The organism is Macrococcus epidermidis (assembly GCF_003259695.1).
GTDB classification, from domain to species: domain Bacteria; phylum Bacillota; class Bacilli; order Staphylococcales; family Staphylococcaceae; genus Macrococcoides; species Macrococcoides epidermidis.
On record NZ_PZJH01000001.1, the window covers coordinates 1,083,912 to 1,109,227 of the forward strand.

Genomic DNA, 25,316 nt, shown 5'->3' on the forward strand with positions numbered 1-25,316 from the left:
TTATTAGTTTGCTACATCTCTTTTATTAAAGATCCATGCTGCGATTATTGTAATAATCAATAATATTACAATGTCATACGTTAAACTAAAACCAAATGATAAATCTTTATCAACAAGTTTCGAAGGATTTGTCGGTAAATATTGTGATAAGTTCCAATTGACCGGCCAGAAATATTCTAATAATTTCGTTTTACCTTGTAAAAACAAAATGAGTAAATCTCCGAAAAATAAGAATGCAAAACTTACACCTAAGCTTAGTGCTGTATTTTTAAAGATAACTGATAGCGCATATGCTAAAATCGCAAACGTAATAATAAATATAAAATTTGCAAATAATTGCTGACCAAGTACTTCAAATACATTTATCATTTTCAATCCTTTGTTACTTTGAACCACAAGTTGAGCAGTTGGATTCATTTTTGTCGTAAAGAAAAAGATAATAGCCGACATTAAATAAGTAAAGCCTAAAAATAAAATTGACGCTAAAATTGCAAAAATATATTTAGAGAAAAAGATTTTTAATCTTGATGCAGGTCGAATAAGTAATAATTTAATTGTTCCTTGCTGGTGTTCACGTGACATTAGCCCACTACAAATAATAACAATCATAATTGTTACAAATGATATAAAGCTACCCGTATCTAATAAGTTTTGATAAAAATTATTGATAGCTGGTGGTTTTACATCTTCTTTTAGATAGTACTGCAATTTCGACATACGTTCGCCAAGTGTCATTTCATCAGTAATATCTTTCATAGACTTTTTATCATTTTCTTTTTTCGAAATTTCTGCAAGACGTTTTTCATACTTTACGATATCCTGTTTAACTTCCGTTTTCCAGTTATCTGTATACGTTTTATTATCGTATTTACCACTAAACTGCATGTTCAAAAATACACCAATCAACATAAAGACTAATATAATTCCTAACATGATATATGTGCCAAGGCGATTAAAATACTTATTAAATTCATTTATCACTAACTTAAACAATGCTACCGCCTCCTTCTTTTGTTAATGCCATGAAGCGATCTTCAAGTGAAAGTTTTTCTTTTGTAACACCATAAATATCGACATCAGCTTTTACAAGATCACGTACAAGTTGCGGTACATCTTTTGAGGCAATGTCAATTGCTAGCATGTTATTATTCAATTTAAATGGCACACCTTTTTCATTTAGGAACTTAACTGCCTGATCGATTGGATAGACATCAAAATCATGTTTTACGATATCACTCGCAGTAACAACTGTGTTAACATCTTCAATACGAATCATCTGTCCATTCTTAATTATCCCAAATCTATCACACATGAGTTCCATCTCACTCATTAAATGACTTGATACGATAACTGATATATTTTCTTCTCGGGCAAGCTTTTTAATATAATCACGAATTTCACGTATACCCGCAGGATCTAAACCATTGGTTGGTTCATCCAAAATCAATATTTTTGGCTTATGTAGCAACGCTTGCGCAAGGCCCAGACGTTGTCGCATACCTAATGAATAACGTCCAACTTTTTCTTTAATCCGATTTTCAAGTCCTACTAACTTGACGACACGGTCAATATCTTCTTCTGAAATTCCAACCTGCATTCTTGCAAATTGCTTTAAATTTTCTAAACCTGATAAAAATGGATAAAATTCCGGGTTTTCAACGATTGCACCGATATCTTTCATGACTTCACTACGATTCTTTAATACCGAACGTCCTAAAACTTTAACATCTCCAGAAGTAGGTGTCGTAAGACCAACAATCATTCGAATAGTAGTTGTTTTACCAGCACCATTCGGACCTAAAAAGCCAAATACTTCACCCTTTTTTACATCAAAGTTTAAATCTTTGATAATGTGCCTTTTGTTAATCGTCTTATTTAAATTGCTAACCTGTAAACTAAATTGATTTTCTTCCATTTTTACACCTCCGTTATATTTATCATACATGATAAATCCAGTCATTTACTTTTTAGCAACAACTTTTAAGGTAAATTTAAGGTTATATCATACAAAAAGCTGAAGTGAAATCATCATTGATTTTACTTCAGCTTTTTTAGGTTAACTATTAAACTATCATCTATCTTTTACACGTGTTACCGGAAAATCTTTTAATATATCATTGACAACCCAGCTGGCACAAATCAGCCCAACAACGCTTGGTACGAAAGCATTACTTGATGGCGGCATCTGCGCTTTTCTTACAGGGGCATCTGCATTTCCGACATAAGCTTTTACATCTTCACGAATAACGATTGGACTTTCATCACTAAATACGACTGGAACCCCTTTATGAATACGTTCTTTCTTTAATTTTGTACGGATAACTTTCGCCATTGGATCAGTATGTGTTTTTGAAATATCTACAATTTTAAAGCGTGTCGGGTCCGTTTTATTCGCAGCTCCCATACTTGAAATCATTTTAATATTACGTTTTAAACATTCTTTCATTAAATGAATTTTATACATAATCGTGTCACTTGCATCTACAACATAGTCAATATCATATTTAAATATTTCTTCATATGTTTCATCTGTATAGAACATATGTAGCGGTGTAACTTTGCATTCAGGATTAATGAGTTTAATACGCTCTTCCATTAATGTAACTTTTGACTGACCAACCGTCGTAGTTAATGCGTGAATCTGGCGGTTAACATTTGTAATGTCCACATCATCTTTATCAATCAGAATAATGTGTCCGATATTTGTTCTTGCAAGTGCTTCTGCAGCAAATGATCCAACTCCACCTACTCCTAATATCATAACTGTTTTGTTTTTAAGTGCTTCTAAACCTTCTTTACCATAAGCAAGTTCATTTCTTGAAAATTGATGTTTCATTTCATTTCTCCATTCCATATTGTCAATAAATATATCCTATCATATTAGTAAGCTTTAATCATTACAAAAAAAGACGAGAGACAAAAGTCTCTCGCCTTACGATAGTATCCAAGTGAGCCGTTGTTTTAAGTGTTGATCATTTTGGCCTGCTATAAACAGGTGGGTGTCCCGTTTCTAATTTTGCAAGTCCTCCATGTGAGGCGTGTGCGCTAAAAGAAAACCTATTAGACTCCCGATCAAAAAGTGTTAGGTCAAAATAGAATAAACAAACATCGAACTCTTCAGACACCTATCTTATGACTATATAATATCACATATTTATTTATTTGCAACTATTTCGAATCTTCTTTTTCTTCTTCTGTGTTAGCAGCTTCCTTAATGTTTAATGCAATGTGTAAATCATCTAACTGTGCTGTTGCTACTGCACTTGGAGCTTCTGTAAGAAGATCAGTTGCAGATGCTGTTTTAGGGAAAGCAATAACGTCACGTAAGTTAGAACGTCCTGCAAGTAACATCACCATTCTGTCTAATCCAAGAGCAATACCGCCATGTGGTGGTGCACCATACTTAAATGCATTCATTAAGAAACCAAATTGTTCTTCCGCTTCTTCCTTCGTAAAGCCAAGTGCTTCAAACATTTGTGCCTGAACTTCCTGATCGTGGATACGAATAGATCCTCCACCTAATTCATAACCATTTAATACAACATCATAAGCATTTGCTTCAGCAGCTTCAGGATTCGATTTCAATAATTCTAAATGTTCAGGTTTTGGAGCAGTAAATGGATGGTGTGCCGCAAAGTAACGATCTAACGCCTCGTCATATTCAAATAGTGGCCAATCTGTCACCCATAAGAAATTAAATTTATTCTCATCAATCAATCCTAAATCTTTACCTAATTTGTTACGTAAGTTTGCTAGACTCGCATTTACTACCGATGATTTATCAGCGACAAATAATACTAAATCTCCATTGTCAGCACCAGTAAGTTTAATTAATTCTGCTGTATTAGCTTCATCAAAGAATTTAGCAATTGGCCCGTTTAATCCATCTTCTACAACTTTTACCCAGGCAAGCCCTTTAGCACCGTAAATTTTTGCGAACTCTTGTAATGCATCAATATCTTTTCTTGAATATTTATCAGCAGCGCCTTTTACGACGATTGCTTTTACTGAACCACCGTTTTTCACTGCTTCACTAAATACTTTAAAGTCCATTTTAGAAGCTAAGTCATTTAATGTTTTTAATTTCATATCGAAACGTGTGTCAGGTTTATCAATACCGTAATCACGCATTGCTTCAGCATATGTCATACGCGGAAATGGTGTAGTAATTTCAATCCCTTTCACGTCTTTCATAATACGTGCCAGCATACCTTCGTTCATCGCCATCACATCTTCCTGATCTACGAAACTCATCTCGATATCAATTTGAGTAAATTCGGGTTGACGGTCCGCTCGTAAATCTTCATCACGGAAACATTTAACGATTTGATAGTATTTATCGAATCCACCGATCATCAATAACTGTTTAAAGATTTGCGGTGATTGTGGTAACGCAAAGAATTTACCTTCCTGCACACGTGAAGGTACTAGATAGTCACGTGCGCCTTCTGGTGTTGACTTTGTAAGTACTGGCGTTTCAACTTCATAAAATCCTGACTCATCTAAATAATTACGTACTGCTCTTGTAATTTGATGACGCATCTTAAACGTATTCGCAAGTGGTTCACGACGTAAATCTAAGTAACGATATTTTAAACGGATATCTTCAGAAATATCAGTTTCTGCTTCGATTTGGAATGGTGGTGTCTCAGATTTATTGATAATGTTAACTTCAGCAACCTGAACTTCAATTTTTCCAGTTTTGATTTTTGGATTTACAACTGCTGCATCTCGCTCCGTTACTTTTCCTCTTATTTCAACAACGTACTCAGAACGAATTGTTTCTGCTATTGCTAATGCATCTTGAGAGAAATCTGGATTGAATACAACTTGCACGATACCTTCTCTATCACGTAAATCAATGAAAATTAATCCACCTAAATCTCGTCGTTTTTGTACCCACCCTTTTAATATTACTTCTTGTCCAATATATTCTTCTGTAACTAATCCACAGTATGTTGTTCTTTTCTCCATGTTATTTTTCTCCTTTTATAAATGATGCTAGTTTTTCAATCTCAATTTCGGTGCTTTCACCAGTTTCCATCGATTTCACATTTATTTTACCGCTTTCAAGTTCATTAGAACCAAGCACAATCGTATTTTTGGCATGAATTCGATCTGCTTGTTTCATTTGTCCTTTCATTTTACGGTTTAAATAGTCGATATCAGCTTTAATACCGTTGTTACGTAAATCTGCTAAAATCTTAATTCCGGCATCCACTGTTTCAGGCATAGTAACGATATATAAGTCGATTGCTTCTTCAATTTCAAGCTCGATACCTTCTGCTTCGATTGCAAGTAACAGACGTTCAATACTGAGAGCAAATCCAATACCCGTCTCTTTCGGACCGTCTAGCATTTCTAATAATCCATTATAGCGGCCACCGCCACATAATGTCGTAATTGCACCAAATCCTTCAGCATCACTCATTACTTCAAATGCAGTATGGGTATAGTAGTCTAAGCCACGCACTAAATTTGCATCCTCTACATAAGGTATTTCTAAAATATCTAAATAACGTTTAACTTCGTTATAGTAATTTAAAGAATAATCATTTAAGAATTCCGTTATTTTTGGTGCATTTTTAACTGATGGTTGATCTCGGTCAACTTTACAATCAAGAATACGCATTGGATTTATGTGTAATCGATTTTTACAATCATTACAGAAGTGCTCGATATGTGGTTCAAAATGCTTAACTAATGCTTCTTTATAGATGTTACGGCTTTCCAGATCACCAATTGAATTTAATACAATTTTAATATGTTGTAAGCCAAATGATTTATAGATCGAATACACCATATGGATGACTTCAGCATCCAAAGCAGGATTTTCTGCTCCTATTGCTTCTACACCGAACTGAACAAATTGGCGATAACGTCCCTTTTGTTTACGTTCATAACGGAACATCGGACCATTATAATATAATTTAATTGGTTGATTCGCATCACCATTCATCTTGTTCTCAATATAACTTCTAACTACAGCTGCTGTACCTTCAGGACGCAGTGTGATACTTCTATCACCTTTATCTTTGAATGTATACATCTCTTTTTGTACGATGTCTGTTGTATCACCAACACCTCTCGCAAATAAATCTGTCGATTCAAATATTGGTGTACGAATTTCCTTATAATTAAATGATGCAGCAATTGCATGTAATCTATCTTCAATATATCGCCACTTCGGAGTTTCTGTCGGTAAAATATCCTGTGTTCCTCTTGGTATATTAATCATAAATTTTCCTCCTAAAAAAATAAGTCCCTTATGCATTATAAATAATGCATAAGGGACGTAAAATTTTCCGTGTTGCCACCCTAATTGGTACAAAGTACCCACTCTAGTACATTTAACGCATGTAAAACGGTGATACTTTCATATCACAACCTCATCTATTGTTACATCTTATAAGAATTTATCATCTAATTTCAGCAGCATAGATGTCTCTATTCAATAAATTTCCTATAAATGATAGACTAAAACGGTATTTGTTAAGTTTGAATAGGTTTATATTACTAAGTTAATCTGCTAAAGTCAAGTTAATATAAAAAGTAATTACGCAGACCATCAACAATACTTGTCGTAATAATTTGACGGTACACTTTATCATTCATCAATTTTTCATCGGTAGGATTACTGATATAGCCCAGTTCTAATAAAACTGCAGGTGTCTTCGTTTGACGTATCACCTGGAAGTTTTCCTGGCGAACACCACGATCAGATAACAGTGCTTTTTGTTTAATCGCCATATGCAATGTGTCGGCAAGCACCTTTTGATTATCATGATGATAATATACGGTTAAACCATGTGGACTAGATGCTTCTAAAGCATCTGCATGAATGCTGATAAATACATCTGCAGCACCTTTTCTATTTTTTAGCTTGATATATTCATCACTGTTTCTTGTCATCAAAACAGTAGCACCTTCTTCTTCTAACTTCTGTTTCAGCATTAAACTTGTCTTCAGAGTAATAACTTTCTCTATCGTACCGTCTTTACTTGAAGCACCTTGATCATTTCCACCATGACCAGGATCAATCATGATGACTTTATCTTTAAATGGATTAGTCCCAGCAATCTTATCTTTTTTTATATTAAGATTTGTGTGCCATCCTGCAATCCATCCCTTTTTCTCTCCATTATCAACGTAATACCATTTCCCGGTATGTTTTATAATGTCAAAATGGTCACCCTTTTTAACATCAAAAATAATAGGATAAAACGCTTGTGGTCCAGTGCGAAGGGCGCCATCTTCAATCATCGCCAATGTTGTCGGTTTATTATTCTGCTTCGTAAACAACCAAAATAATAAGACAATCAATAATATTGTGACAAAAGCTAAAATCAGTAGTCTTAAAAATCTTGAACGTTGGATAGGTCTTAAATCAATCTTCTTCATTGTATCTTCCCCTCAACGCTCTCAAAAATAATCGTTACAGGACCATCATTAATTAAAGATATCTCCATCATTTCTCCAAATACACCAGGAAAAACTTCAAGTTGATGTCCTTTTAATATTTCATTAAATTTTTCATACATCTCTTTCGCTATTTCAGGCGTCTTGGCATCTGTAAAACTTGGACGATTACCTTTTTTGACATTTGCATATAAAGTAAATTGTGATATCGATAAAATCTTGCCACCAACGTCGTTAATTGATAAATTCATCTTTCCATGTTCATCTTCAAAAATACGGGTATTGGCAATTTTCTTTGCAACAGTATTTAAATCTTTTTCTGTCGTATTTTGTCCTATTCCAACCAACAAACAGTAACCTTGATCAATGGATTGAAAATAATCTCCTGCAGTGACAGAAGCTTGTTTTACTTTTTGTAATACTACACGCATGTTTGACACCTCAATTTAATATCCTAGTTACTGTGTATATATCACTCAACTGCTTAATTTTTTCAACAACACGCATCAGTTCACTGACATTCTTCACCATAATACTTATATTTATCTTAGCATTTTTATCGATATCAGCTTTACCAGAAACTTGTGTTAAAGTTGTTTTCGTTGCATTTACGGCTTGTAATACTTCATTTAATAAGCCAAGTCGATCATATGCTGTGATTTCTAAGTCTACTTGATAAGTCTTGTTCTCTGAAGATTTTACCCACTCTACATCTATCAAACGTTCAGTTTCATTTACGACATTTGGACATTCGGTACGATGGACTTTTACCCCATGACCTTTTGTAATATAACCAACGATGTCATCTCCTGGTACAGGGTTACAACATTTTGATAATTTAATCAGCATATTGTCCATGCCTTCAACATAAACACCAGTTTCTGTCTGAATATCACGTTTAACATTTAACGTTTTATTAACTTCCTGTACTTGATTTAACTTTTGTTCCTTTTCTTTGATACGGTGTCTTTCAGTTAATTTATTAACTACTGCTGATGCTGTTAATCCACCAAATCCAACAGCAGCATATACATCATCAATTGATGTGAAATTGTATTTTTCAATCACTACAGCTATATTTTCATCAATCATCACATCATCTATATTGATACGCTGCTCTTTTAACTCTGCTTCAATCATGAACTTTCCTTTTTCTACATTGCTCGAACGGTCCTGTTTCTTAAAGAAACTTTTTATCTTACTTTTAGCGCTAGCTGATTTACAGATTTTCAACCAGTCGCGACTTGGACCATAAGAATGTTTTGAAGTTCTAATCTCAATGATGTCACCCGTTTTAAGCTCATAATCAATCGGAACGATTTTACCGTTTACTTTCGCACCGATCATTTTATTTCCGACTTCACTATGTACTGCATATGCGAAATCAATCGGAACAGCGCCAATAGGCAATTCTACAACATCACTTTCCGGCGTAAATACGTATACTTTATCCGACTGTAGATCATACTTAAGTGATTCCATAAATGCTTCAGCATCCGGTGATGTAGAATCTGTTTCTTCAATTTCTTTCATCCAGCTCATCTTGCTTAAATTTTTCGCTTCATCTGGATTAACTAATGTTTTACCTTCTTTATATGCCCAGTGTGCAGCTACCCCATGTTCTGCTATTTCATGCATTTCATGTGTTCTTATCTGTATTTCTAATGGATCACCATTTGGCCCGACAACTGTAGTATGAAGGGATTGATACATATTTGGTTTTGGCATCGCAATATAATCTTTGAATCTTCCCGGCATCGGTTTCCACAATGTATGAACTAATCCTAATACTGCATAACAATCTTTAATTGAGTCAACTAATACACGAATCGCTAATAAATCAAAAATCTGATCGAATTGTTTCTTTTGTTTAACCATCTTACGATAGATACTATAAATATGTTTAGGACGGCCAGTGATTTCCCCCTGGATGCCCGTAATTCCCATCTCTTTGCGAATATTTTCAATGGCATTTTCTATGTATGCTTCTCGCTCACTGCGTTTCTTCTTCATTAAATGGACGATCCTAAAATATTGTATACTGTCAATATATCTTAGGGAAATATCTTCTAATTCCCATTTAATCGTATTGATCCCAAGACGATGTGCAAGTGGTGCATAAATTTCTAATGTTTCCTTTGCAATGCGTACTTGTTTTTCGTGAGGCATTGCTTTTAATGTACGCATATTATGTAATCTATCAGCGAGTTTAACTAAGATAACACGCACATCTTTTGCGATAGCAATAAACAATTTACGATGGTTTTCTGCCTGCTGTTCTGCTTTTGAACGATATTTCACTTTTTCTAGCTTTGTAACGCCATCTACGATATATGCAACTTCTTCGTTAAACATTGCCTTTAAATCCTCATACGTATATGGTGTATCTTCCACAACATCGTGTAAGAATCCAGCAACAATTGTCGGCCCATCTAATTTCATCTCAGCTAATATACCAGCTACCTGAATAGGATGCATTATGTATGGTAAACCATTTTTTCTAAATTGACCTGTATGAGCTTTTTCGGCAAGTTGATAGCTTTTAACAACGAATTGATAGTCCTCTTCAGATAAGTAAGCTTTTGTCATCTCAAGAACATCATCTTTTGTATATGGATATTCATTGTTCATTCTATCACCACCTCTTTTTATAATGTATTAATAATACTATATTATGACTGATTTTTAAATGAAATATAAAAAAGACTGAGTCAATTTAGTGCTACTCAATCTTTTTCGGTAAATTATTATTCCTCTTCATACTCTACCAATGTTAAAACATCGTATCCTTCTAACTTCTGCATACCCTTTAAATATTTTAAATCTATAATAAAGGCAATACCCGCAACAATTCCACCTAATTGCTCAATTAATTTAATCGTTGCTTCTATCGTACCACCTGTTGCCAGTAAATCATCTGTTATTAAAACACGTTGACCCGGTTTAATCGCATCTTTGTGCATCGTTAACACATTACTTCCATATTCAAGTTCATATTCATAACGAATAACTTCCCTTGGTAATTTACCTTCTTTTCTAACAGGTGCAAAGCCAATGTTCATTGCATAAGCGACTGGACATCCAATAATGAATCCACGTGCCTCTGGTCCAACTACGATATCAATTTCTTTTTCACGTGCGAAATTAACGATTTGATCTGTAGCATAGGCATATGCTTCACCATTATCCATCAAAGTAGTTATATCTTTAAAGCTAATTCCTTCTTTTGGCCAGTCTTTCACTTCTGCAATATACTTTTTTAAATCCATCTTTGTGCCTCCACAATAAAATTCATTTATTTTTTTAATATTATTCCATAATTTGTTGTTTTAAACTGTCAAATGTTGAGAACAGGAAAGTCTGTTCTAATTTCAAAGCAGTTAATCTTTTTTTATACGTTTCTGAAGACTGTATTTCAGCTTTTTTAATCGTTTCATTTAAATGATATGTTAATTCAGTTTGATAAATAAAGTTTAAATCTTTGTATACTTCTAACATAAATAGTAAAGTATCAGGTTTCACCTTCAGTAAATCAATAAGATAACCCCCATCTGTCTTTAAATCAATGACTGGCTTCATCTTAAAACATTTAAATAATAATTTGAATTTTTCGATACTTGGCATACCCTCAAAGTAAATTTGATTTTTCTTATGAAAAATTAAATAGATAGTATCTGCATCATTTGTATCAAAAGTTCTTTTGAAACTTTCAAAATCGTGTGGGATATCCCTGAATACTATTTTATCATGCCCAAATACAGATTCGCCATAATAATAGTAATTTTCGTTGATTTTTTGTTGACCTGGATGAATAACATAGGCAACTTGTTCATCCTTTAAAAATGCAAATTTTCTTGGATGTGCATTACGAAAATCAATCATTTTAATATTATCTGATTGCATAGCCTGCACAATCATTTGCGGTGAAACATTGCCATTCCATTCATTGAGTTGAAGTGAACCTGCTAAATTAACAACAGCTCCTGAAGGAAATTCATTAATTAAGTCTCCTTGTTTCCACATTAAACAATTCAAATCAGACATTGTTTTAAACTTTAAATGTGCCGCATTTTGCCCAATTTGTTTAATCTCACTGATTATCTGGTCATATAAACCAATTACCGGTGCTTTAAAATCTGTTCCAAATGGTCGTAGTAATTCAATATCACTAATATTTTTTACTGTAATATCATCCATATCAATAACAGTATCTATATTTAACTGGGAAGTTATCGGTTCACCGTCTAATACGCTTTCCAAATAATGATTGATACTACGTTCTAACTGTTCAATATGATCGATTGGTAGCGTCATACCAGCCGCCATATGATGACCACCAAACTTTGTAATCAATTCTCGTGCCTGGTCGAGACTTTCATACATGGATATCTGTTCAACACTACGTGCTGAACCCTTTGCGTAATCATTCACATAATCTATATTTAAAATGATGGCCGGCAGATTATATTTTTCAACGATTCGACTCGCAACTATACCAAGGACACCCTCATTCCAATTTTCTTTAGCAAGCACTAAAAAACGATTACCGTTACTGATTTTCTCTTCTGCTTCAATCATCGCTTCCTGTGTAATTGTCTCTACAATCGCTTTACGTTCAACATTGAAACTATCAACTTGTTCAGCCATCCATTCTGCTTCCACAGGGTCATCCAGCTGTAAAAGTTCTGCAGCAATTCTTGCGTCGTCCAGACGGCCAACAGCATTTAATCTCGGACCAATAATAAAACCTATTGTCTCTTCATCTATCATTCCTGAGAAACCTGCTTGTTTTAATAGCGCTGCTACGCCAACAGGTGGCGTCTGATTAAGTATTTTAAGGCCTCGCTTTACCATTGCTCTATTTTCTCCGGTCATTGAAACAAGATCGCTGATTGTTCCTATCGCAACAAACGGTAAAAATTGTTCATTTTGTTGTCCAAGAAGTGCATGACTGACTTTATATGCAACCCCCACACCTGCAAGATGTCCAAAAGGATAAGTACCTTCGGGGTGCATCGGATGAATGATTGCAAAAGCATTCGGTAAAGTCTCACCAATTTCATGATGATCGGTAATGATGACATCTATTCCAAGTTCATTGGCAACATCAATTTCATGATGACCTTGAATGCCATTATCGACTGTAATAATTAATTTAACGCCTTCATCTGCTGCCTGACGAAATGCATCTTCATTCGGTCCATATCCTTCAGTAAATCGATTCGGAATATACCAGCCGACTATAGCGCCCATGGATTCTAAAGTTTTGACAAGTACTGTAGTGCTTGTCACACCATCTGCATCATAATCACCATAAACGAGAATCGGTTCACCATTTTCAATTGCTGTTTTTATTCTTACTATTGCATTGTCCATATCAAACATTAAAAACGGATCATGAATATTCCCTTCAGAAAAAACATCACTAAGCTGTTCGTCTGTAATAATATTTCGTGCATTTAATATTTTTTGATTGATACTAGAAATTTTATATTTTTTAATTAAGTCATCAGGAATTGTATTTTCTATCCTAGACACTTGCCATTTCATTTTCTTCATAACAATCCCCCTACACTGTAGAATTATACATGAAGGCATTCATTTTAGAAAATGAATGCCCCCAAATTAACTCACTTTTTTATCTAGTTTTTTAATCACATCAAAATAAATATTAATAGCAGTAAATATCGATTCTTTATCATATTTCATTTCAGGATGATGTAATCCGTGATTCATATTACATCCAATTCCGAGCATCGTCGTTTTTATTTCAGGTAATGTGTTAGAATACGTATGAAAATCTTCTGCACCAGGCGTTACAATCGTTTCAATATAATCATGCTGCTGTTCACGTAACACTTCTGTTAAGATATTTCTTGCTTCATCACTTACTTCAGCTGCTACTGTATTACTTGTATAATAATATTTTATTGTACAATCATACTGGCCTTTTATCATTTCACAAATGTTATCTATATTTTCTTGTAAAGCAGCCATTTTATCATTGTATTGTGCTCTAACATCAAACACACAATTTACCGTGCCGGGAATCGTATTATGTGTGCCTCCAAGTGTTTCAATCGTCGTCATCTTCACAGAATAAGATCTGTCTTTTTCATTGTTCAGCGCTTTTATTTTTTGATTGAGTGTCATTGCAATATCAATGCTATTGATAGATTCCCATGGTCGACCCGCATGACCTTCCGTCGTTGTTATATCTACGTGAAGCGTTGCACTCGCTCCATGCTGAATACTGCTTGAGAATTCATTTCCTTTTAATTCATTTTTTGGTCTGACATGCATACCAAACATGAATTCAACATCATTTAAAATATCATGTTCTAAAACATATTTTGCACCACTTCCAGCTTCTTCAGCCGGCTGGAAGATAAACAATAAGTTATATTTAGGTTGATAATTCGTTAGTTTCAATTTAAACAACAGACCGATCAAAGTTGTCATATGCGCGTCATGACCACACGCATGGATGACTTTCAAACCATCTTCAAAATTATAAGGCAGTGCATCAATGTCACTTCTAAATGCTACTGTCTTATCAATTTCACCTGGTATTTTTATATATAATCCCGTCTTGTTAAATCGATGAACTTCGTATTCATCTCTAAATAACTTTTCTATATATTTTGTTGTTTTCTCTTCATCCCAACTTACTTCAGCTCTTAAATTCAGTTCACGATTAATGTCTAATATCCTATCATGAAAATCTGTGTTATTCATGTTAATCCCCTTTTTATTAAATTGTTTAAATTTATTTATATTATATATTATTATTTATCAATATTATTATTCATTAAATTATTCATACTTCAAATTTTTTTACAGTTAATGCTGCTAATGTTTCTTTATTGATAGTAATACCTAATCCAGGTGCATCACCTAAATCAACAAACGGTATATCATATTTTAAATCACCAATATCTTGACTGAATAATAATGGTCCTGTAAGTTCCGTTGATTTAACATTATTTAATGCCATTGCTGTATGATAACCTGCAGCACTACCAATAGAAGATTCCACCATTGATCCGATTTGACATTCAATGCCTAAACCTTCTGCAAATCGTATTAACTTCACTGCATTATGAATTCCGCCACACTTCATAAGTTTCACATTTAATAAATCAAAATGTGGTGTTTTGAGTCTTGCTAAATCATGGACATCTTTAATCATTTCGTCTGCCATCAGATTTACATTCATATTTTCATATAAATATTTCATGCCTTCAATATCATTATATTTCAATGGTTGTTCAATCCATTTTAATTTCGAATCTTCTATTGATTTCAAAGCTTGTACGATTGCCTTTGGATTTGACCATGCTTGATTGCAGTCTACACGAACGATTGCATCTGTTTCTTTTATATACTCTAATATCTGTTTCAGTTTTAGAATATCATCAAATATATTACCACCAAGCTTAACTTTTATAACCTTATACCCGGATTCGAGTAAAATATCGATATCTTTTTTTGTTGCTTCAATATGTTTCACACTTAATACTTTTGCGTAATCCAGTCTATCAACAGTTTTACCTCCAAGCAGCTGATAAATTGGTAAATTAGCGTGCTTACCTAAAATATCATACAATGCGATATCTATACTTGCCTTCAATGCGGGATTACCTAAAATCATTTCATCGAGCAATAAATGAATACTTTCAATATTTAATGGATTTTCTCCGATAAGCTTAGGCGCTATTATTTCCAGATTAGCATAGATGCCAGCTGCACTTTCCCCTGTAACATGCTCATCAGCAACGCCTTCACCATATCCTATAATACCTGTATCCGTATGTATTTCTACGATTACTGAGTGCATGCTATCGTAAGTAGCATAATTAATAATAAAAGGTTCTTTCAAAGGTAGTTGAATATAATGGCCAATAATTTTTGTGATTTTCATAATTCTCCTCCAAATGACTGTTATATTCATCATAATAAAATTTTAATGTAATTTGTGAAATTTATACAAAAAAAAGAAAAATCATGTATAGACATGATTTTTCTTTTTTTATTTAAACATATATCTTTTCATCATTTGCTTTCTTTTCCTCATATACCGTCAAACGTCCGCCGTTTGCTTTAAGTTGACGTTTTTTCAAAATACCCCAAAGTGGAACAGCAATAAAGATTGAACTGAATACCCCAGAAATTAACCCGACAAGTAATGCAAGCGAGAAGTTAAAGATACTAGATGCTCCAAGTAACATCAGTGCAACAACTACGATAATTACAGTTAGAACAGTGTTGATTGATCGCGTTAATGTTTGTCGAATAGAACTATTAACAATCTCATCAATCTGTTCAGGATGTGTAATCACTTTCATTTTATGCAGGTTCTCACGTACACGGTCAAATGTAACGATTGTATCGTTGATTGAATAACCGATAATTGTCAGTATCGCTGCGATAAAGGTTACATCCACTTCGAATCTGAAGATACTGAAGAAAGCTATAATTAAAAATGCATCATGTAATAAAGAAAGTACTGATGTTAATCCCATTCTCCATTCAAATCGGAATGTTACATAGATGATGATACCGATAGATGCAATGATTACAGATTTAATCGCATTTTTTGCTAATTCTTTACCAATTTCACTTGAAACAGTATTTACATTCGGTTCATGTCCGAATTTCTTATCAAAATCAGATTTTAAATCTCTAATTTGATTTTTAGTCAGCGGATCTTTAAATTGAATAACTGCTGTTTTATTTGTATCAGAATTGACAATAATATTATCAGTTTCTAAATCTAATGATTTCAATGATGTTTTCACATCATCAACTTTTATCACCTGATCGCTCTTCACATCCACACGAGATCCTGATTTAAAGTCGATGCCTAAATTTAATCCCATTATAGCAATGATAATACTTCCTATAATAATAGATGCTAATGATGCAGTAAGCAATGGTTTCGCAAGTTTTACAAAATTAATACGATCCCAGCGTGTCTTCAGATCATGTACATCGATGCCTTCTGATAAGTGATGACGCTGTTTACTGTTTACTCCGAAGAAACTAAATTTCTTATCAAAGAATCCTGAATTTACAGCAAGACTCAATAATAAACGTGTAAAGAATACTTGTGTAATAAAGATCATTAAGATACCTAGTAACAGCATTGTCGCAAAACCTTTAACACTACTTGTTCCTAAGAAGAATAATACTAAAGCAGCAAGTACTGTCGTTAAGTTGGCATCGAGTATCGTTAAAAATGATGAACTAGATCCTTTTTTAAATGCCTGTTTTACGCTACGCCCAATCTTCAATTCATCTTTAATACGTTCATACATGATGATATTGGCATCAACAGCCATACCTACACCTAACACTAACGCTGCAATACCCGGTAACGTTAGTACACCATGGATCATATTAAATGCTATCATCGTTAACCAAATATAAGCAGATAAAGAGATGACAGCTAATATACCTGGTAGACGGTAATAAAAAATCATAAATAAGAAAATTAATCCTACTCCGACTGCAGATGCTAACATTGTATCATGTAACGCATCTTGACCAAACTGAGCACCAACAGAAGTTGAATAAACTTCTGTAAGTTTAACTGGTAGTGAACCTGAGTTTAATAAGTCAGCAATTTGTTTTGCACGTATTAATCCTTCTTCACCCTGGAATCCACCTGAAATCTCAACATTTTGCGAATTGATTTCCTGTGATACGCCGGCAGCACTCACATATTTCGGTTCTTTTCCAGCCTGTTCACGCTTAGCTTCTTTTTTATAGCTATCTTTACCTTCTTCAAAGTCCATCCAGATAACCATTATATTTGGGTTCTGTTTTGAAATCTTACGTGTAACATCAGCAAATTTTTTCGCTGATTTTAATTTTAAGGTAACAACAGGTGCATTACTATTTTGATCAAATGCTTGTTTAGCACCACCTTGTACTAAATCTTTACCTGAAAGAAGTAATTTATCATTAGCGTCACGAATCGTAAGGTTCGCACTTGTAGATAAAATCTCTCGTGCTTCATTTTGATTTTTAACACCAGCAAGCTGAACACGAATTCTGTCATTATTTTCTATCTGAATTTTTGGTTCTGATACCCCTAAAACATTGACACGCGATTCAAGTGTCTTACTCGTCGCTTTAACGACTTCACTATCGATTTTGTCGTTTTTATCTAGTTTATCTACTTTATAAAGTACTTCAAAACCACCTTGTAAATCTAATCCCAGATTTACTTTCTCCATAATACCTTTTACTGTTACACCCATTGAGCTAAACAAAAGTATTGTTAATAACAGTAATGCTATTAATCTGCTACGTTTTTTCACAGTTCCACCTCAAAACTCAAATTTAAAAACACATTTTACCAATTTAATAAATAATAACATAATCTCAACTTAAAACGATATTAAAGATGTGTAAAATTTGATAAATAATTAAAAATATTTAATTTATTAAGATTTATCTATTTGAATATAAATTTTTATTAATTATTATACACAATACTTTTACTTAGCTTTTTTGATTGCCATCTTATCAAAAGTCATTTCTGTACCTTTGTTATTGACAATGATCGTTACAAAGTTTGCATCAACTGATTTCACAGTTCCTTGTAGCCCACCAATCGTTGCAACTTTGTCGCCTCTTTTTAAGTTTCTAAGCAGTTCCTGTTGTTCTTTCGTTCTTTTTTGCTGTGGTCTGATCATTAAAAAATATGCCACAAATAATAATACGATTAATGGCAATATTTGTACGATAATTGCCTGCATTTCTGGTGTCATAATAGTCCTCCTAGAAGTTTTTTGGATTTTCAACATTTAAACCGTATGCTTCAAAGAATTCTTCCTTGAAATCAAGTAGACGGTCATTACGAATTGCTTCTCTTACCTGTTCCATCATATTCAATAAGAAATGTAAATTATGGATTGTCGTTAAGCGAATTCCAAAAGTCTCATCAGCTTTAATTAAGTGACGAATATATGCTTTCGTATAATTTTTGCAAGTGTAACAATCACAATTTTCATCAAGTGGCGTATAATCACGTTCGTATTTCGCATTCTTTACGACAACACGTCCTTTGCTTGTCATACATGTGCCATTACGTGCAATACGTGTTGGTAAAACACAGTCAAACATATCAATACCACGAATTGCACCTTCAATGAGTGCATCAGGAGATCCAACGCCCATTAAATAACGTGGTTTATCAAATGGCATGAGTGGTGTCGTATGCTCTAACATTCTATACATGATTGGTTTAGGTTCTCCTACAGATAAACCACCTATCGCGTATCCCGGAAAATCTAATGAAACTAAATCTTTAGCAGATTGTGTACGTAAATCCTCATATTCTCCACCCTGAATAATACCGAATAATGCCTGATCATTTGGTCTTTGATGCGCTTCTAAACAGCGTTCAGCCCAACGACTAGTTCTTTCGATACTCGCTTTTACATACTCATACGTAGCAGGCATCGGCGGACATTCATCAAATGCCATCATTATATCTGATCCTAAATCATTTTGAATATGCATTGCTTTTTCAGGACTTAAGAATAATTTAGAACCATTTAAATGGTGTCTGAAATGTACACCTTCTTCTTCAATCTTACGCATATCGCTTAAACTAAATACTTGAAAGCCACCGCTATCTGTTAAGATAGGTCTATCCCAGTTCATAAATTTGTGTAATCCACCCGCTTCGCGAATGATATCACTCCCTGGTCGAAGCCATAAGTGGTATGTATTACTTAGAATAATTTTAGCGTTCATTGCTTTTAATTCTTCCGGACTCATCGTTTTTACTGTTGCTTGCGTTCCAACTGGCATAAACATCGGTGTTTCAAAAGAACCATGTGGTGTATGGACAATACCTAGTCGCGCTCCAGATTGTTTACAAGTTTTTATATGTTCATAAGTTACTGCTGGCATAAATGTTCTCCTTTTAATAAATAAACATTGCATCTCCGAAACTAAAGAAGCGATATTCTTCTTTAACAGCTTCATGATATGCATCTAATATAATTTCTCTTGTTGCTAAACTTGATACTAACATTACAAGTGTTGATTTAGGCAGATGGAAGTTTGTTACCATTGCATCTATCGCCTTAAATTTATAACCAGGATAGATGAAGATATCTGTCCATCCACTTTGTGCTTCAAAGTGACCATTTTCATCTGCAATTGTCTCTAGTGTTCGTGTTGAAGTAGTACCTACAGAGATAATGCGTTTGCCACTCGCTTTTGTACGATTTAACAATTGTGCAGTTTCTGCAGTCATCTCGTAGTATTCACTGTGCATATCATGATCTTCAATCGAATCAACACTTACTGGTCTGAACGTACCTAGACCGACATGCAATGTGATATAAGCAATGTTAACGCCTTTTTCTTCTATTGCTGCTAATAATTCTTTTGTAAAGTGAAGACCAGCCGTAGGTGCTGCAGCAGAGCCAACAGCTTTTGCATACACTGTTTGATAACGATCCTGATCATCAAGTGTTTCCTTTATATAAGGTGGTAGTGGCATTAAACCTAATTCATCTAGTCGTTCCTGTAAAATCCCATCATACTTTAACTGCATGATACGACCGCCCTGCTCAAGCATATCGACACATGTCGCTATAATCTTACCATCTCCAAAAGATACTTTCGTTCCGATTTGAACGCGCTTTGCGGGTTTAATCAAAACTTCCCAGCCATTATCATGTTCAGTAAGCATCAACATTTCTATTTTTGCACCTGTATCACTTTTAACACCAAAAAGACGTGCCGGCATAACTTTCGTATCATTAAGAACAAGCGTATCACCTTCATTTAAATAATCAATTATTGATTTAAAATGTGTATGCGTGATCTCTCCAGTTAATTTGTTTAAAGCAAGTAATCGACTTGCTGTACGATCAAGCAAAGGCGTTTGTGCAATTAATCTTTCTGGTAATTCAAAATCAAATTCATTTACATCCAACTTTATTTCCTCTTTTCATTATCAAACGGAATATTAAAATGTTCATAAGCAAGTGGTGTGGCTACACGCCCACGTTGTGTTCGTTCTAAAAACCCTTTTTGTATTAAATAAGGTTCATAAACATCTTCAAGCGTCATGCGTTCTTCACCGATGGACACTGCTATCGTATCGAGACCAACCGGGCCACCGTTATAACGCTCAATGATAGCCATTAATATTTTATGATCGATATGATCTAATCCATACGCATCAACCTGCAATAAATTCAAGGCATTTGATGTAATATTAAAATCAATATGACCATCATTCTTAACTTGTGCAAAATCACGTACACGACGTAACAAACGATTAGCGATACGTGGTGTCCCACGACTACGCATGGCCAGTTCTGTAACTGATGCATTATCAATTGCCACATCAAACACATCAGCTGTACGACTGACAACTTGAGACAAATCATCAATAGAATAGTAATCGAGTCTTAAATGGACTCCGAAACGGTCACGTAAAGGTGCTGAAAGACTTCCGGCACGCGTTGTCGCACCAATCAAAGTGAATGGTGGTAATTCGATACGTATACTTCTTGCCTCTTCACCTTTACCTACTACGATGTCTAACATAAAGTCTTCCATAGCAGGATATAATACTTCTTCAACTACGCGACTTAAACGATGAATTTCATCGATAAAAAGCACATCACCTGCATTTAAACTTGAAAGAATTGCTGCTAAATCCCCGGGACGCTCTATTGACGGTCCTGAAGTCGTCCTGATATTGACATCAAGTTCATTTGCCACTATTGTAGCAAGCGTTGTCTTACCTAAGCCGGGTGGACCATATAACAGCACATGGTCTAGTGATTCGTTACGCAATTTTGCTGCCTGAATAAATACATCCAGATTATGTTTTATCTTTTCCTGCCCTATATACTGAGAAAGTTTTGTCGGACGCAAACTTAATTCATCTTGCAGTTCCTCTGAGTTTAAAAGTGTATCATCTATAATTCTGTCATCCAATCATTTCAACTCCTTTATGAGACAAGCATTTGAAAGGCACGTTTGACATTTTCATCAACAGTTGCTAGTTGTTCTTGTTTTAACACTTTTTCGACTTTTTGAAGTTCACGTTTCGTATAACCTAATGCTTCTAGCGCCAGTAATGCTTCATCAATTACTTCGGTCTTCTGTTCAGTTATTTCCTTAAATACTTCTGTTTCATCCGTAATAATCAGCTTACCTTTTAAATCAAGTATCATTTGTCGTGCTGTCTTCTTACCGATGCCAGGAAACTTAATTAAATAACTATCATTTTCACTTTCAATCGCATTTTTAATTTCCTTTGGTGAGCTTGATGCTAATATAGCTAAAGCAGACTTTGGACCTATACCCGTCACTTTATTTAAAGATAAAAATAATTGTTTTTCTTCCATTGAATCGAAACCATATAGTGTATGTGCATCTTCACGCACAATCAGCTGCGTAAATAATTTAAAATCTTTATTGATATATTTTTGAAAGCGGTATGGATTTGGTACATGACATTCGTATCCAATACCGTTGACTCCAACAACTAGATGTGTCGGTAAAATCTCATTTAATTGACCTTCTAAATAAGCGTACATCGTACCCTCCTATAAACTCATACCAAGTAACTGCACTTGATTAACATAATCAAGTGTTTCTATCTTTTCAATCAGTTCATTAATCGTTAAATCCATATTCGTAGCATTTAATGAAATTGTAATCGTCGCTTTATCTTTAATTGGAATCGTCTGATGGATTGTTAACACCGAACCATTCTCACTTGCGATAAATTCTAATATACGACTTAACAAACCAACTTTATCATCAACCTGGACCATCATTGTAATGTTACGTTCACGTGTTTTTTCATCTACCGGAAAAATTGTATCTTTATATTTATAAAAAGCACTTCTGGATAAATCGTATGTTTTAACTGCATCAAATATTGATAGCTTTGGATTTTTATCGAGTAAATCTTTAATTAATAATGTTTTCTTTACTGATTCAGGCAATACATCTTCGCGAATTAAATAAAACTTTTTATTTTGATCCGTCATATCTTCACCTGCTACTCTACAAATTCAAACTCACCGCGCATAATTCGAACGATGTCTCCATTTTTACAGCCACGTTCGCGCAATGCATCATCGATACCCATCGTACGCATTTGGCGAGCGAAACGACGTACAGATGCATCACGCGTGAAGTCTGTCATCTTGAATAAACGTTCGATTGAGTTACCACTCACAACATAAGCACCATCATCTGCACGTGTAATTTCAAAGTGATCTGCAGATTTTTCATGTTTATACATAACACGGTGCACCGCAGTATCTTCTTCATCAATGTCATAATCGACATCTTTCGTTGCATCTAATAAGTCTGCTGCTCGATATAATAACGTATCTATGTTTTGGTAGGTTGCTGCGCTTAATTCAATAATTTCAACTTCATCACCAATTTTTTCTTTGAATTCTGCTAAATATTCATCCGCATTTGGCATATCCATCTTGTTTGCAACGACAATTTGTGGGCGTCGCGCTAATTTTTTATTATAGTTTTCTAACTCTTTATTGATAGTAACGTAGTCTTCATAAGGATCTCTTCCATCAGTACGTCCCATATCAATAATATGAATAATAACGCGTGTACGTTCAACGTGTTTTAAGAATTGATGCCCTAAACCAACACCTTCAGAAGCACCTTCTATTAGACCGGGTAAATCAGCCATTACAAAACTACGATTATCTTTTGTTTGTACAACACCTAAATTAGGTTTAATTGTCGTAAAATGATAAGCACCAATCTTTGGCTTCGCTTTTGAAACAATTGAAAGTAATGTAGATTTTCCAACACTTGGATAACCAACTAAACCAACGTCGGCTAATAATTTAAGTTCTAAAGAAACTTCTAATTCTTCACCTGGTTCACCATTTTCACAGAAATCTGGTGCAGGGTTACTTGCTGATGCGAAACGTGAATTACCACGTCCACCGCGTCCACCACGTGCTACTACTGCACTTTGTTCATGTAACACTAAATCTGCTATAATCTCTCCGGTTTCAGCGTTTTTAACAATCGTGCCGGGTGGTACTTTTAGTATTAAATCTTTTGCTCCTCTTCCATGCATGTTGCTCGTCTGACCGTTCTCACCTTTTTCAGCTTTGAACATACGTTGGAAACGGAAATCTAATAATGTACGTAACCCTTCATCTACCTGGAATATAATAGAAGCGCCTTTACCGCCATCTCCCCCGGCAGGACCACCTAACGGTACATACTTTTCACGACGATATGCAACGATACCGTTACCACCGTCACCTGCTTTTAAATTAATTTTGACCTGATCTATAAACATATAAACACCTCTTATTTTCTAATTTCTAATTTGTATTCAATAATTTCGTCATTTGCGATTGTACAACTTGATAATACATTTGACGTGTCTTTAATATTGCCTGTTAATGCGAAAATACATTCAATCTCATCATCAGTTTCAAATAAACTCATTGTAACCAATGATTTAGTATCGACTCTATTTTTGTAATCCATAATACATGTCTGAATAAACGCTTTTAATATTTCATCATAATTGCCAATTGCACTGGTTAGAAGCTCAATTTCAAACGCCCATTCAAATAAACGTTCATCTAATATAGTATCAACGTAATACTGTATGGATTTGGGACAATTTAATTTTAGGAATTGTTGTTCATCTCTAAACTGTGCAACGATGTTTTTGGATAAACGCTCAGCTTTATCTCGTTGACCTAATGTAAAATAAGCATCTAACAACTGCAATTGGTTCGCTAAATCATGTTTAGTTTTCATATAAGTTTCAACATTATGCATTAAATCACCTGCTCATATTATATCATGGATTAAATAATTGTACGACTGAGGTAAACAAATGAAAAAAGAACTGAGACATGGTTATGTCTCAGTCCCTTATCATCTAATTATTTTGCTTCAGCGTATACTGAAACTTTCTTTTTGTCGCGTCCGAAACGTTCGAATTTAACAACGCCGTCGATTTTAGCGAATAAAGTATCATCGCCACCACGTCCAACGTTTTCACCTGGATAAATTTTAGTACCGCGTTGACGATATAAAATAGAACCACCTGTTACGAATTGACCATCAGCACGTTTAGCACCTAAACGTTTTGATTCAGAGTCACGTCCGTTACGTGTAGAACCTACCCCTTTTTTCGATGCGAAGAATTGTAAGTTTAATTTTAACATGAGTTACACCTCACTTATAGTTTAGTTTAATATATTGTCCGTATTCAGCTTCAATCGTCTGTAATGACACGAGCATTGATTGAATAATGAGCTGTGCTTCTTTATTGTTCAGGTCAACGACCCTTGCAGTAAAGTAACCACCATCATCCGCATAATCAATGTCCGGTCGTTCATCTGTCAAACCAATCACTGCATTCATACTACCAAAGACGATTGCTGAAGCGCCTGCACAAACAAGATCTTGTCCGTGTGGTGCACTATCTGCATGTCCTTCCATAGTAAACTCAGTCACTTGACCTTCATCATTTACTAAGATAGTAACGTTAATCATTACGCGTTAATCGCTTCGATAACTAATTTAGTGTAAGGTTGACGATGACCTTGTTTACGTTTGTAGTTTTTCTTTGGTTTGTATTTGAATACAGTGATTTTTTTACCGCGACCGTGTTTTTCAACTTTCGCTGTAACAGTAGCACCTTCAACTACAGGTGAACCTACTTTAACTGAATCTCCACCAACCATTAATACTTGATCAAACGTGAATGTTGAACCAGCTTCTGCGTCTAATTTCTCAACCCAGATTTCTTGACCTTGTTCAACTTTTAATTGTTTTCCACCAGTTTCAATAATTGCAAACATACTTGCACCTCCTATTTTATTTAA

General features: G+C 34.5%; 24 protein-coding genes, 1 other RNA gene and 1 other annotated feature (1 of these 26 only partly in view). All 25 genes read right to left on the reverse strand.

The window, feature by feature from the left end:
• Nucleotides 1-3: 3 nt before the first annotated feature.
• Nucleotides 4-993: an ABC transporter permease gene (locus tag BHU61_RS05725; protein WP_111715275.1), complete on the reverse strand. Its 990-nt coding sequence runs from the start codon at nucleotides 991-993 to the stop codon at nucleotides 4-6.
• On the reverse strand, nucleotides 986-1,915 hold the full coding sequence (locus BHU61_RS05730) for an ABC transporter ATP-binding protein (protein WP_111715277.1): 930 nt from the start codon (nucleotides 1,913-1,915) through the stop codon (nucleotides 986-988). Before BHU61_RS05730 ends, BHU61_RS05725 begins: the two co-directional genes overlap by 8 nt.
• 156 nt (nucleotides 1,916-2,071) lie before the next feature.
• Nucleotides 2,072-2,836, reverse strand: coding sequence for a tRNA threonylcarbamoyladenosine dehydratase (locus BHU61_RS05735; protein WP_111715279.1), 765 nt, complete (start codon nucleotides 2,834-2,836; stop codon nucleotides 2,072-2,074).
• Nucleotides 2,837-2,937: 101 nt separating this feature from the next.
• A non-coding RNA gene (gene ssrS, locus BHU61_RS05740) (6S RNA) lies at nucleotides 2,938-3,127 on the reverse strand.
• A 41-nt stretch (nucleotides 3,128-3,168) separates the two neighbouring features.
• Nucleotides 3,169-4,974, reverse strand: a complete 1,806-nt coding sequence (gene aspS / locus BHU61_RS05745) for an aspartate--tRNA ligase (RefSeq protein ID WP_111715280.1) — start codon at nucleotides 4,972-4,974, stop codon at nucleotides 3,169-3,171.
• 1 nt (nucleotide 4,975) lies between these two features.
• Nucleotides 4,976-6,238, reverse strand: coding sequence for a histidine--tRNA ligase (gene hisS, locus BHU61_RS05750; RefSeq protein WP_111715282.1), 1,263 nt, complete (start codon nucleotides 6,236-6,238; stop codon nucleotides 4,976-4,978).
• Nucleotides 6,239-6,540: 302 nt separating this feature from the next.
• Nucleotides 6,541-7,401: an N-acetylmuramoyl-L-alanine amidase family protein gene (locus BHU61_RS05755; protein ID WP_111715283.1), complete on the reverse strand. Its 861-nt coding sequence runs from the start codon at nucleotides 7,399-7,401 to the stop codon at nucleotides 6,541-6,543.
• The gene (gene dtd, locus BHU61_RS05760; RefSeq protein ID WP_111715285.1) at nucleotides 7,398-7,850 is read right to left on the reverse strand and encodes a D-aminoacyl-tRNA deacylase; all 453 of its coding nucleotides are present in this window, start codon (nucleotides 7,848-7,850) and stop codon (nucleotides 7,398-7,400) included. The genes BHU61_RS05755 and dtd overlap by 4 nt, the downstream gene beginning before the upstream one ends.
• A 10-nt stretch (nucleotides 7,851-7,860) precedes the next feature.
• Nucleotides 7,861-10,050, reverse strand: a complete 2,190-nt coding sequence (locus BHU61_RS05765; RefSeq protein WP_111715286.1) for a RelA/SpoT family protein — start codon at nucleotides 10,048-10,050, stop codon at nucleotides 7,861-7,863.
• A gap of 116 nt (nucleotides 10,051-10,166) precedes the next feature.
• A complete protein-coding gene (locus BHU61_RS05770) occupies nucleotides 10,167-10,688 on the reverse strand; it encodes an adenine phosphoribosyltransferase (protein ID WP_111715288.1) in 522 nt (173 codons plus the stop codon).
• A gap of 40 nt (nucleotides 10,689-10,728) precedes the next feature.
• Nucleotides 10,729-12,984 carry a single-stranded-DNA-specific exonuclease RecJ gene (gene recJ, locus BHU61_RS05775; RefSeq protein WP_379883797.1) on the reverse strand — a complete coding sequence of 752 codons (2,256 nt, stop codon included), beginning with the start codon at nucleotides 12,982-12,984 and terminating at the stop codon, nucleotides 10,729-10,731.
• Between the two features lie 60 nt (nucleotides 12,985-13,044).
• Complete coding sequence (locus BHU61_RS05780; protein WP_111715291.1) at nucleotides 13,045-14,157, reverse strand: amidohydrolase; 1,113 nt, start codon at nucleotides 14,155-14,157, stop codon at nucleotides 13,045-13,047.
• An 82-nt stretch (nucleotides 14,158-14,239) separates the two neighbouring features.
• Nucleotides 14,240-15,343 (reverse strand): mandelate racemase/muconate lactonizing enzyme family protein, encoded by a 1,104-nt coding sequence (locus tag BHU61_RS05785; RefSeq protein ID WP_111715293.1) that lies wholly within the window; start codon nucleotides 15,341-15,343, stop codon nucleotides 14,240-14,242.
• A gap of 112 nt (nucleotides 15,344-15,455) precedes the next feature.
• Entirely contained in the window at nucleotides 15,456-17,747 is a 2,292-nt protein-coding gene (gene secDF, locus BHU61_RS05790) for a protein translocase subunit SecDF (RefSeq protein WP_111715294.1), read from the reverse strand.
• A 180-nt stretch (nucleotides 17,748-17,927) separates the two neighbouring features.
• Nucleotides 17,928-18,200: a preprotein translocase subunit YajC gene (yajC, locus tag BHU61_RS05795; RefSeq protein ID WP_372486727.1), complete on the reverse strand. Its 273-nt coding sequence runs from the start codon at nucleotides 18,198-18,200 to the stop codon at nucleotides 17,928-17,930.
• 10 nt (nucleotides 18,201-18,210) lie between these two features.
• Nucleotides 18,211-19,350, reverse strand: a complete 1,140-nt coding sequence (tgt, locus tag BHU61_RS05800; RefSeq protein WP_096076267.1) for a tRNA guanosine(34) transglycosylase Tgt — start codon at nucleotides 19,348-19,350, stop codon at nucleotides 18,211-18,213.
• Nucleotides 19,351-19,363: 13 nt separating this feature from the next.
• Nucleotides 19,364-20,386, reverse strand: coding sequence for a tRNA preQ1(34) S-adenosylmethionine ribosyltransferase-isomerase QueA (gene queA, locus BHU61_RS05805; RefSeq protein WP_111715296.1), 1,023 nt, complete (start codon nucleotides 20,384-20,386; stop codon nucleotides 19,364-19,366).
• Between the two features lie 2 nt (nucleotides 20,387-20,388).
• Nucleotides 20,389-21,402, reverse strand: a complete 1,014-nt coding sequence (gene ruvB / locus BHU61_RS05810) for a Holliday junction branch migration DNA helicase RuvB (protein ID WP_111715297.1) — start codon at nucleotides 21,400-21,402, stop codon at nucleotides 20,389-20,391.
• 14 nt (nucleotides 21,403-21,416) lie between these two features.
• Nucleotides 21,417-22,007 carry a Holliday junction branch migration protein RuvA gene (ruvA, locus tag BHU61_RS05815; RefSeq protein WP_111715299.1) on the reverse strand — a complete coding sequence of 197 codons (591 nt, stop codon included), beginning with the start codon at nucleotides 22,005-22,007 and terminating at the stop codon, nucleotides 21,417-21,419.
• Nucleotides 22,008-22,016: 9 nt separating this feature from the next.
• On the reverse strand, nucleotides 22,017-22,466 hold the full coding sequence (locus BHU61_RS05820; protein WP_111715300.1) for an ACT domain-containing protein: 450 nt from the start codon (nucleotides 22,464-22,466) through the stop codon (nucleotides 22,017-22,019).
• Between the two features lie 11 nt (nucleotides 22,467-22,477).
• Nucleotides 22,478-23,767 carry a GTPase ObgE gene (obgE, locus tag BHU61_RS05825; RefSeq protein ID WP_111715302.1) on the reverse strand — a complete coding sequence of 430 codons (1,290 nt, stop codon included), beginning with the start codon at nucleotides 23,765-23,767 and terminating at the stop codon, nucleotides 22,478-22,480.
• Nucleotides 23,768-23,778: 11 nt separating this feature from the next.
• The gene (locus BHU61_RS05830; RefSeq protein ID WP_111715303.1) at nucleotides 23,779-24,261 is read right to left on the reverse strand and encodes a Spo0B domain-containing protein; all 483 of its coding nucleotides are present in this window, start codon (nucleotides 24,259-24,261) and stop codon (nucleotides 23,779-23,781) included.
• Nucleotides 24,262-24,368: 107 nt separating this feature from the next.
• Nucleotides 24,369-24,653, reverse strand: coding sequence for a 50S ribosomal protein L27 (gene rpmA / locus BHU61_RS05835; RefSeq protein WP_096076260.1), 285 nt, complete (start codon nucleotides 24,651-24,653; stop codon nucleotides 24,369-24,371).
• Nucleotides 24,654-24,663: 10 nt separating this feature from the next.
• Nucleotides 24,664-24,984 (reverse strand): ribosomal-processing cysteine protease Prp, encoded by a 321-nt coding sequence (locus BHU61_RS05840; protein ID WP_099580090.1) that lies wholly within the window; start codon nucleotides 24,982-24,984, stop codon nucleotides 24,664-24,666.
• Nucleotides 24,984-25,292 (reverse strand): 50S ribosomal protein L21, encoded by a 309-nt coding sequence (gene rplU / locus BHU61_RS05845; protein WP_096076258.1) that lies wholly within the window; start codon nucleotides 25,290-25,292, stop codon nucleotides 24,984-24,986. Before rplU ends, BHU61_RS05840 begins: the two co-directional genes overlap by 1 nt.
• Before the next feature lie 13 nt (nucleotides 25,293-25,305).
• Nucleotides 25,306-25,316: a sequence feature (ribosomal protein L21 leader region), on the reverse strand; it runs 62 nt beyond the window's last position.

Coding starts and splice junctions, on each gene's coding strand:
- BHU61_RS05730 (WP_111715277.1), bottom strand. CDS start 1,915: ATGGAAGAAAATCAATTTAGTTTACAGGTTAGCAATTTAAATAAGACG.
- BHU61_RS05735 (WP_111715279.1), bottom strand. CDS start 2,836: ATGAAACATCAATTTTCAAGAAATGAACTTGCTTATGGTAAAGAAGGT.
- aspS (WP_111715280.1), bottom strand. CDS start 4,974: ATGGAGAAAAGAACAACATACTGTGGATTAGTTACAGAAGAATATATT.
- hisS (WP_111715282.1), bottom strand. CDS start 6,238: ATGATTAATATACCAAGAGGAACACAGGATATTTTACCGACAGAAACT.
- BHU61_RS05755 (WP_111715283.1), bottom strand. CDS start 7,401: ATGAAGAAGATTGATTTAAGACCTATCCAACGTTCAAGATTTTTAAGA.
- dtd (WP_111715285.1), bottom strand. CDS start 7,850: ATGCGTGTAGTATTACAAAAAGTAAAACAAGCTTCTGTCACTGCAGGA.
- BHU61_RS05765 (WP_111715286.1), bottom strand. CDS start 10,050: ATGAACAATGAATATCCATATACAAAAGATGATGTTCTTGAGATGACA.
- BHU61_RS05770 (WP_111715288.1), bottom strand. CDS start 10,688: ATGGATTTAAAAAAGTATATTGCAGAAGTGAAAGACTGGCCAAAAGAA.
- BHU61_RS05780 (WP_111715291.1), bottom strand. CDS start 14,157: ATGAATAACACAGATTTTCATGATAGGATATTAGACATTAATCGTGAA.
- BHU61_RS05785 (WP_111715293.1), bottom strand. CDS start 15,343: ATGAAAATCACAAAAATTATTGGCCATTATATTCAACTACCTTTGAAA.
- yajC (WP_372486727.1), bottom strand. CDS start 18,200: ATGACACCAGAAATGCAGGCAATTATCGTACAAATATTGCCATTAATC.
- tgt (WP_096076267.1), bottom strand. CDS start 19,350: ATGCCAGCAGTAACTTATGAACATATAAAAACTTGTAAACAATCTGGA.
- ruvA (WP_111715299.1), bottom strand. CDS start 22,007: ATGTACGCTTATTTAGAAGGTCAATTAAATGAGATTTTACCGACACAT.
- BHU61_RS05820 (WP_111715300.1), bottom strand. CDS start 22,466: ATGACGGATCAAAATAAAAAGTTTTATTTAATTCGCGAAGATGTATTG.
- obgE (WP_111715302.1), bottom strand. CDS start 23,767: ATGTTTATAGATCAGGTCAAAATTAATTTAAAAGCAGGTGACGGTGGT.
- BHU61_RS05830 (WP_111715303.1), bottom strand. CDS start 24,261: ATGCATAATGTTGAAACTTATATGAAAACTAAACATGATTTAGCGAAC.
- rpmA (WP_096076260.1), bottom strand. CDS start 24,653: ATGTTAAAATTAAACTTACAATTCTTCGCATCGAAAAAAGGGGTAGGT.
- BHU61_RS05840 (WP_099580090.1), bottom strand. CDS start 24,984: ATGATTAACGTTACTATCTTAGTAAATGATGAAGGTCAAGTGACTGAG.
- rplU (WP_096076258.1), bottom strand. CDS start 25,292: ATGTTTGCAATTATTGAAACTGGTGGAAAACAATTAAAAGTTGAACAA.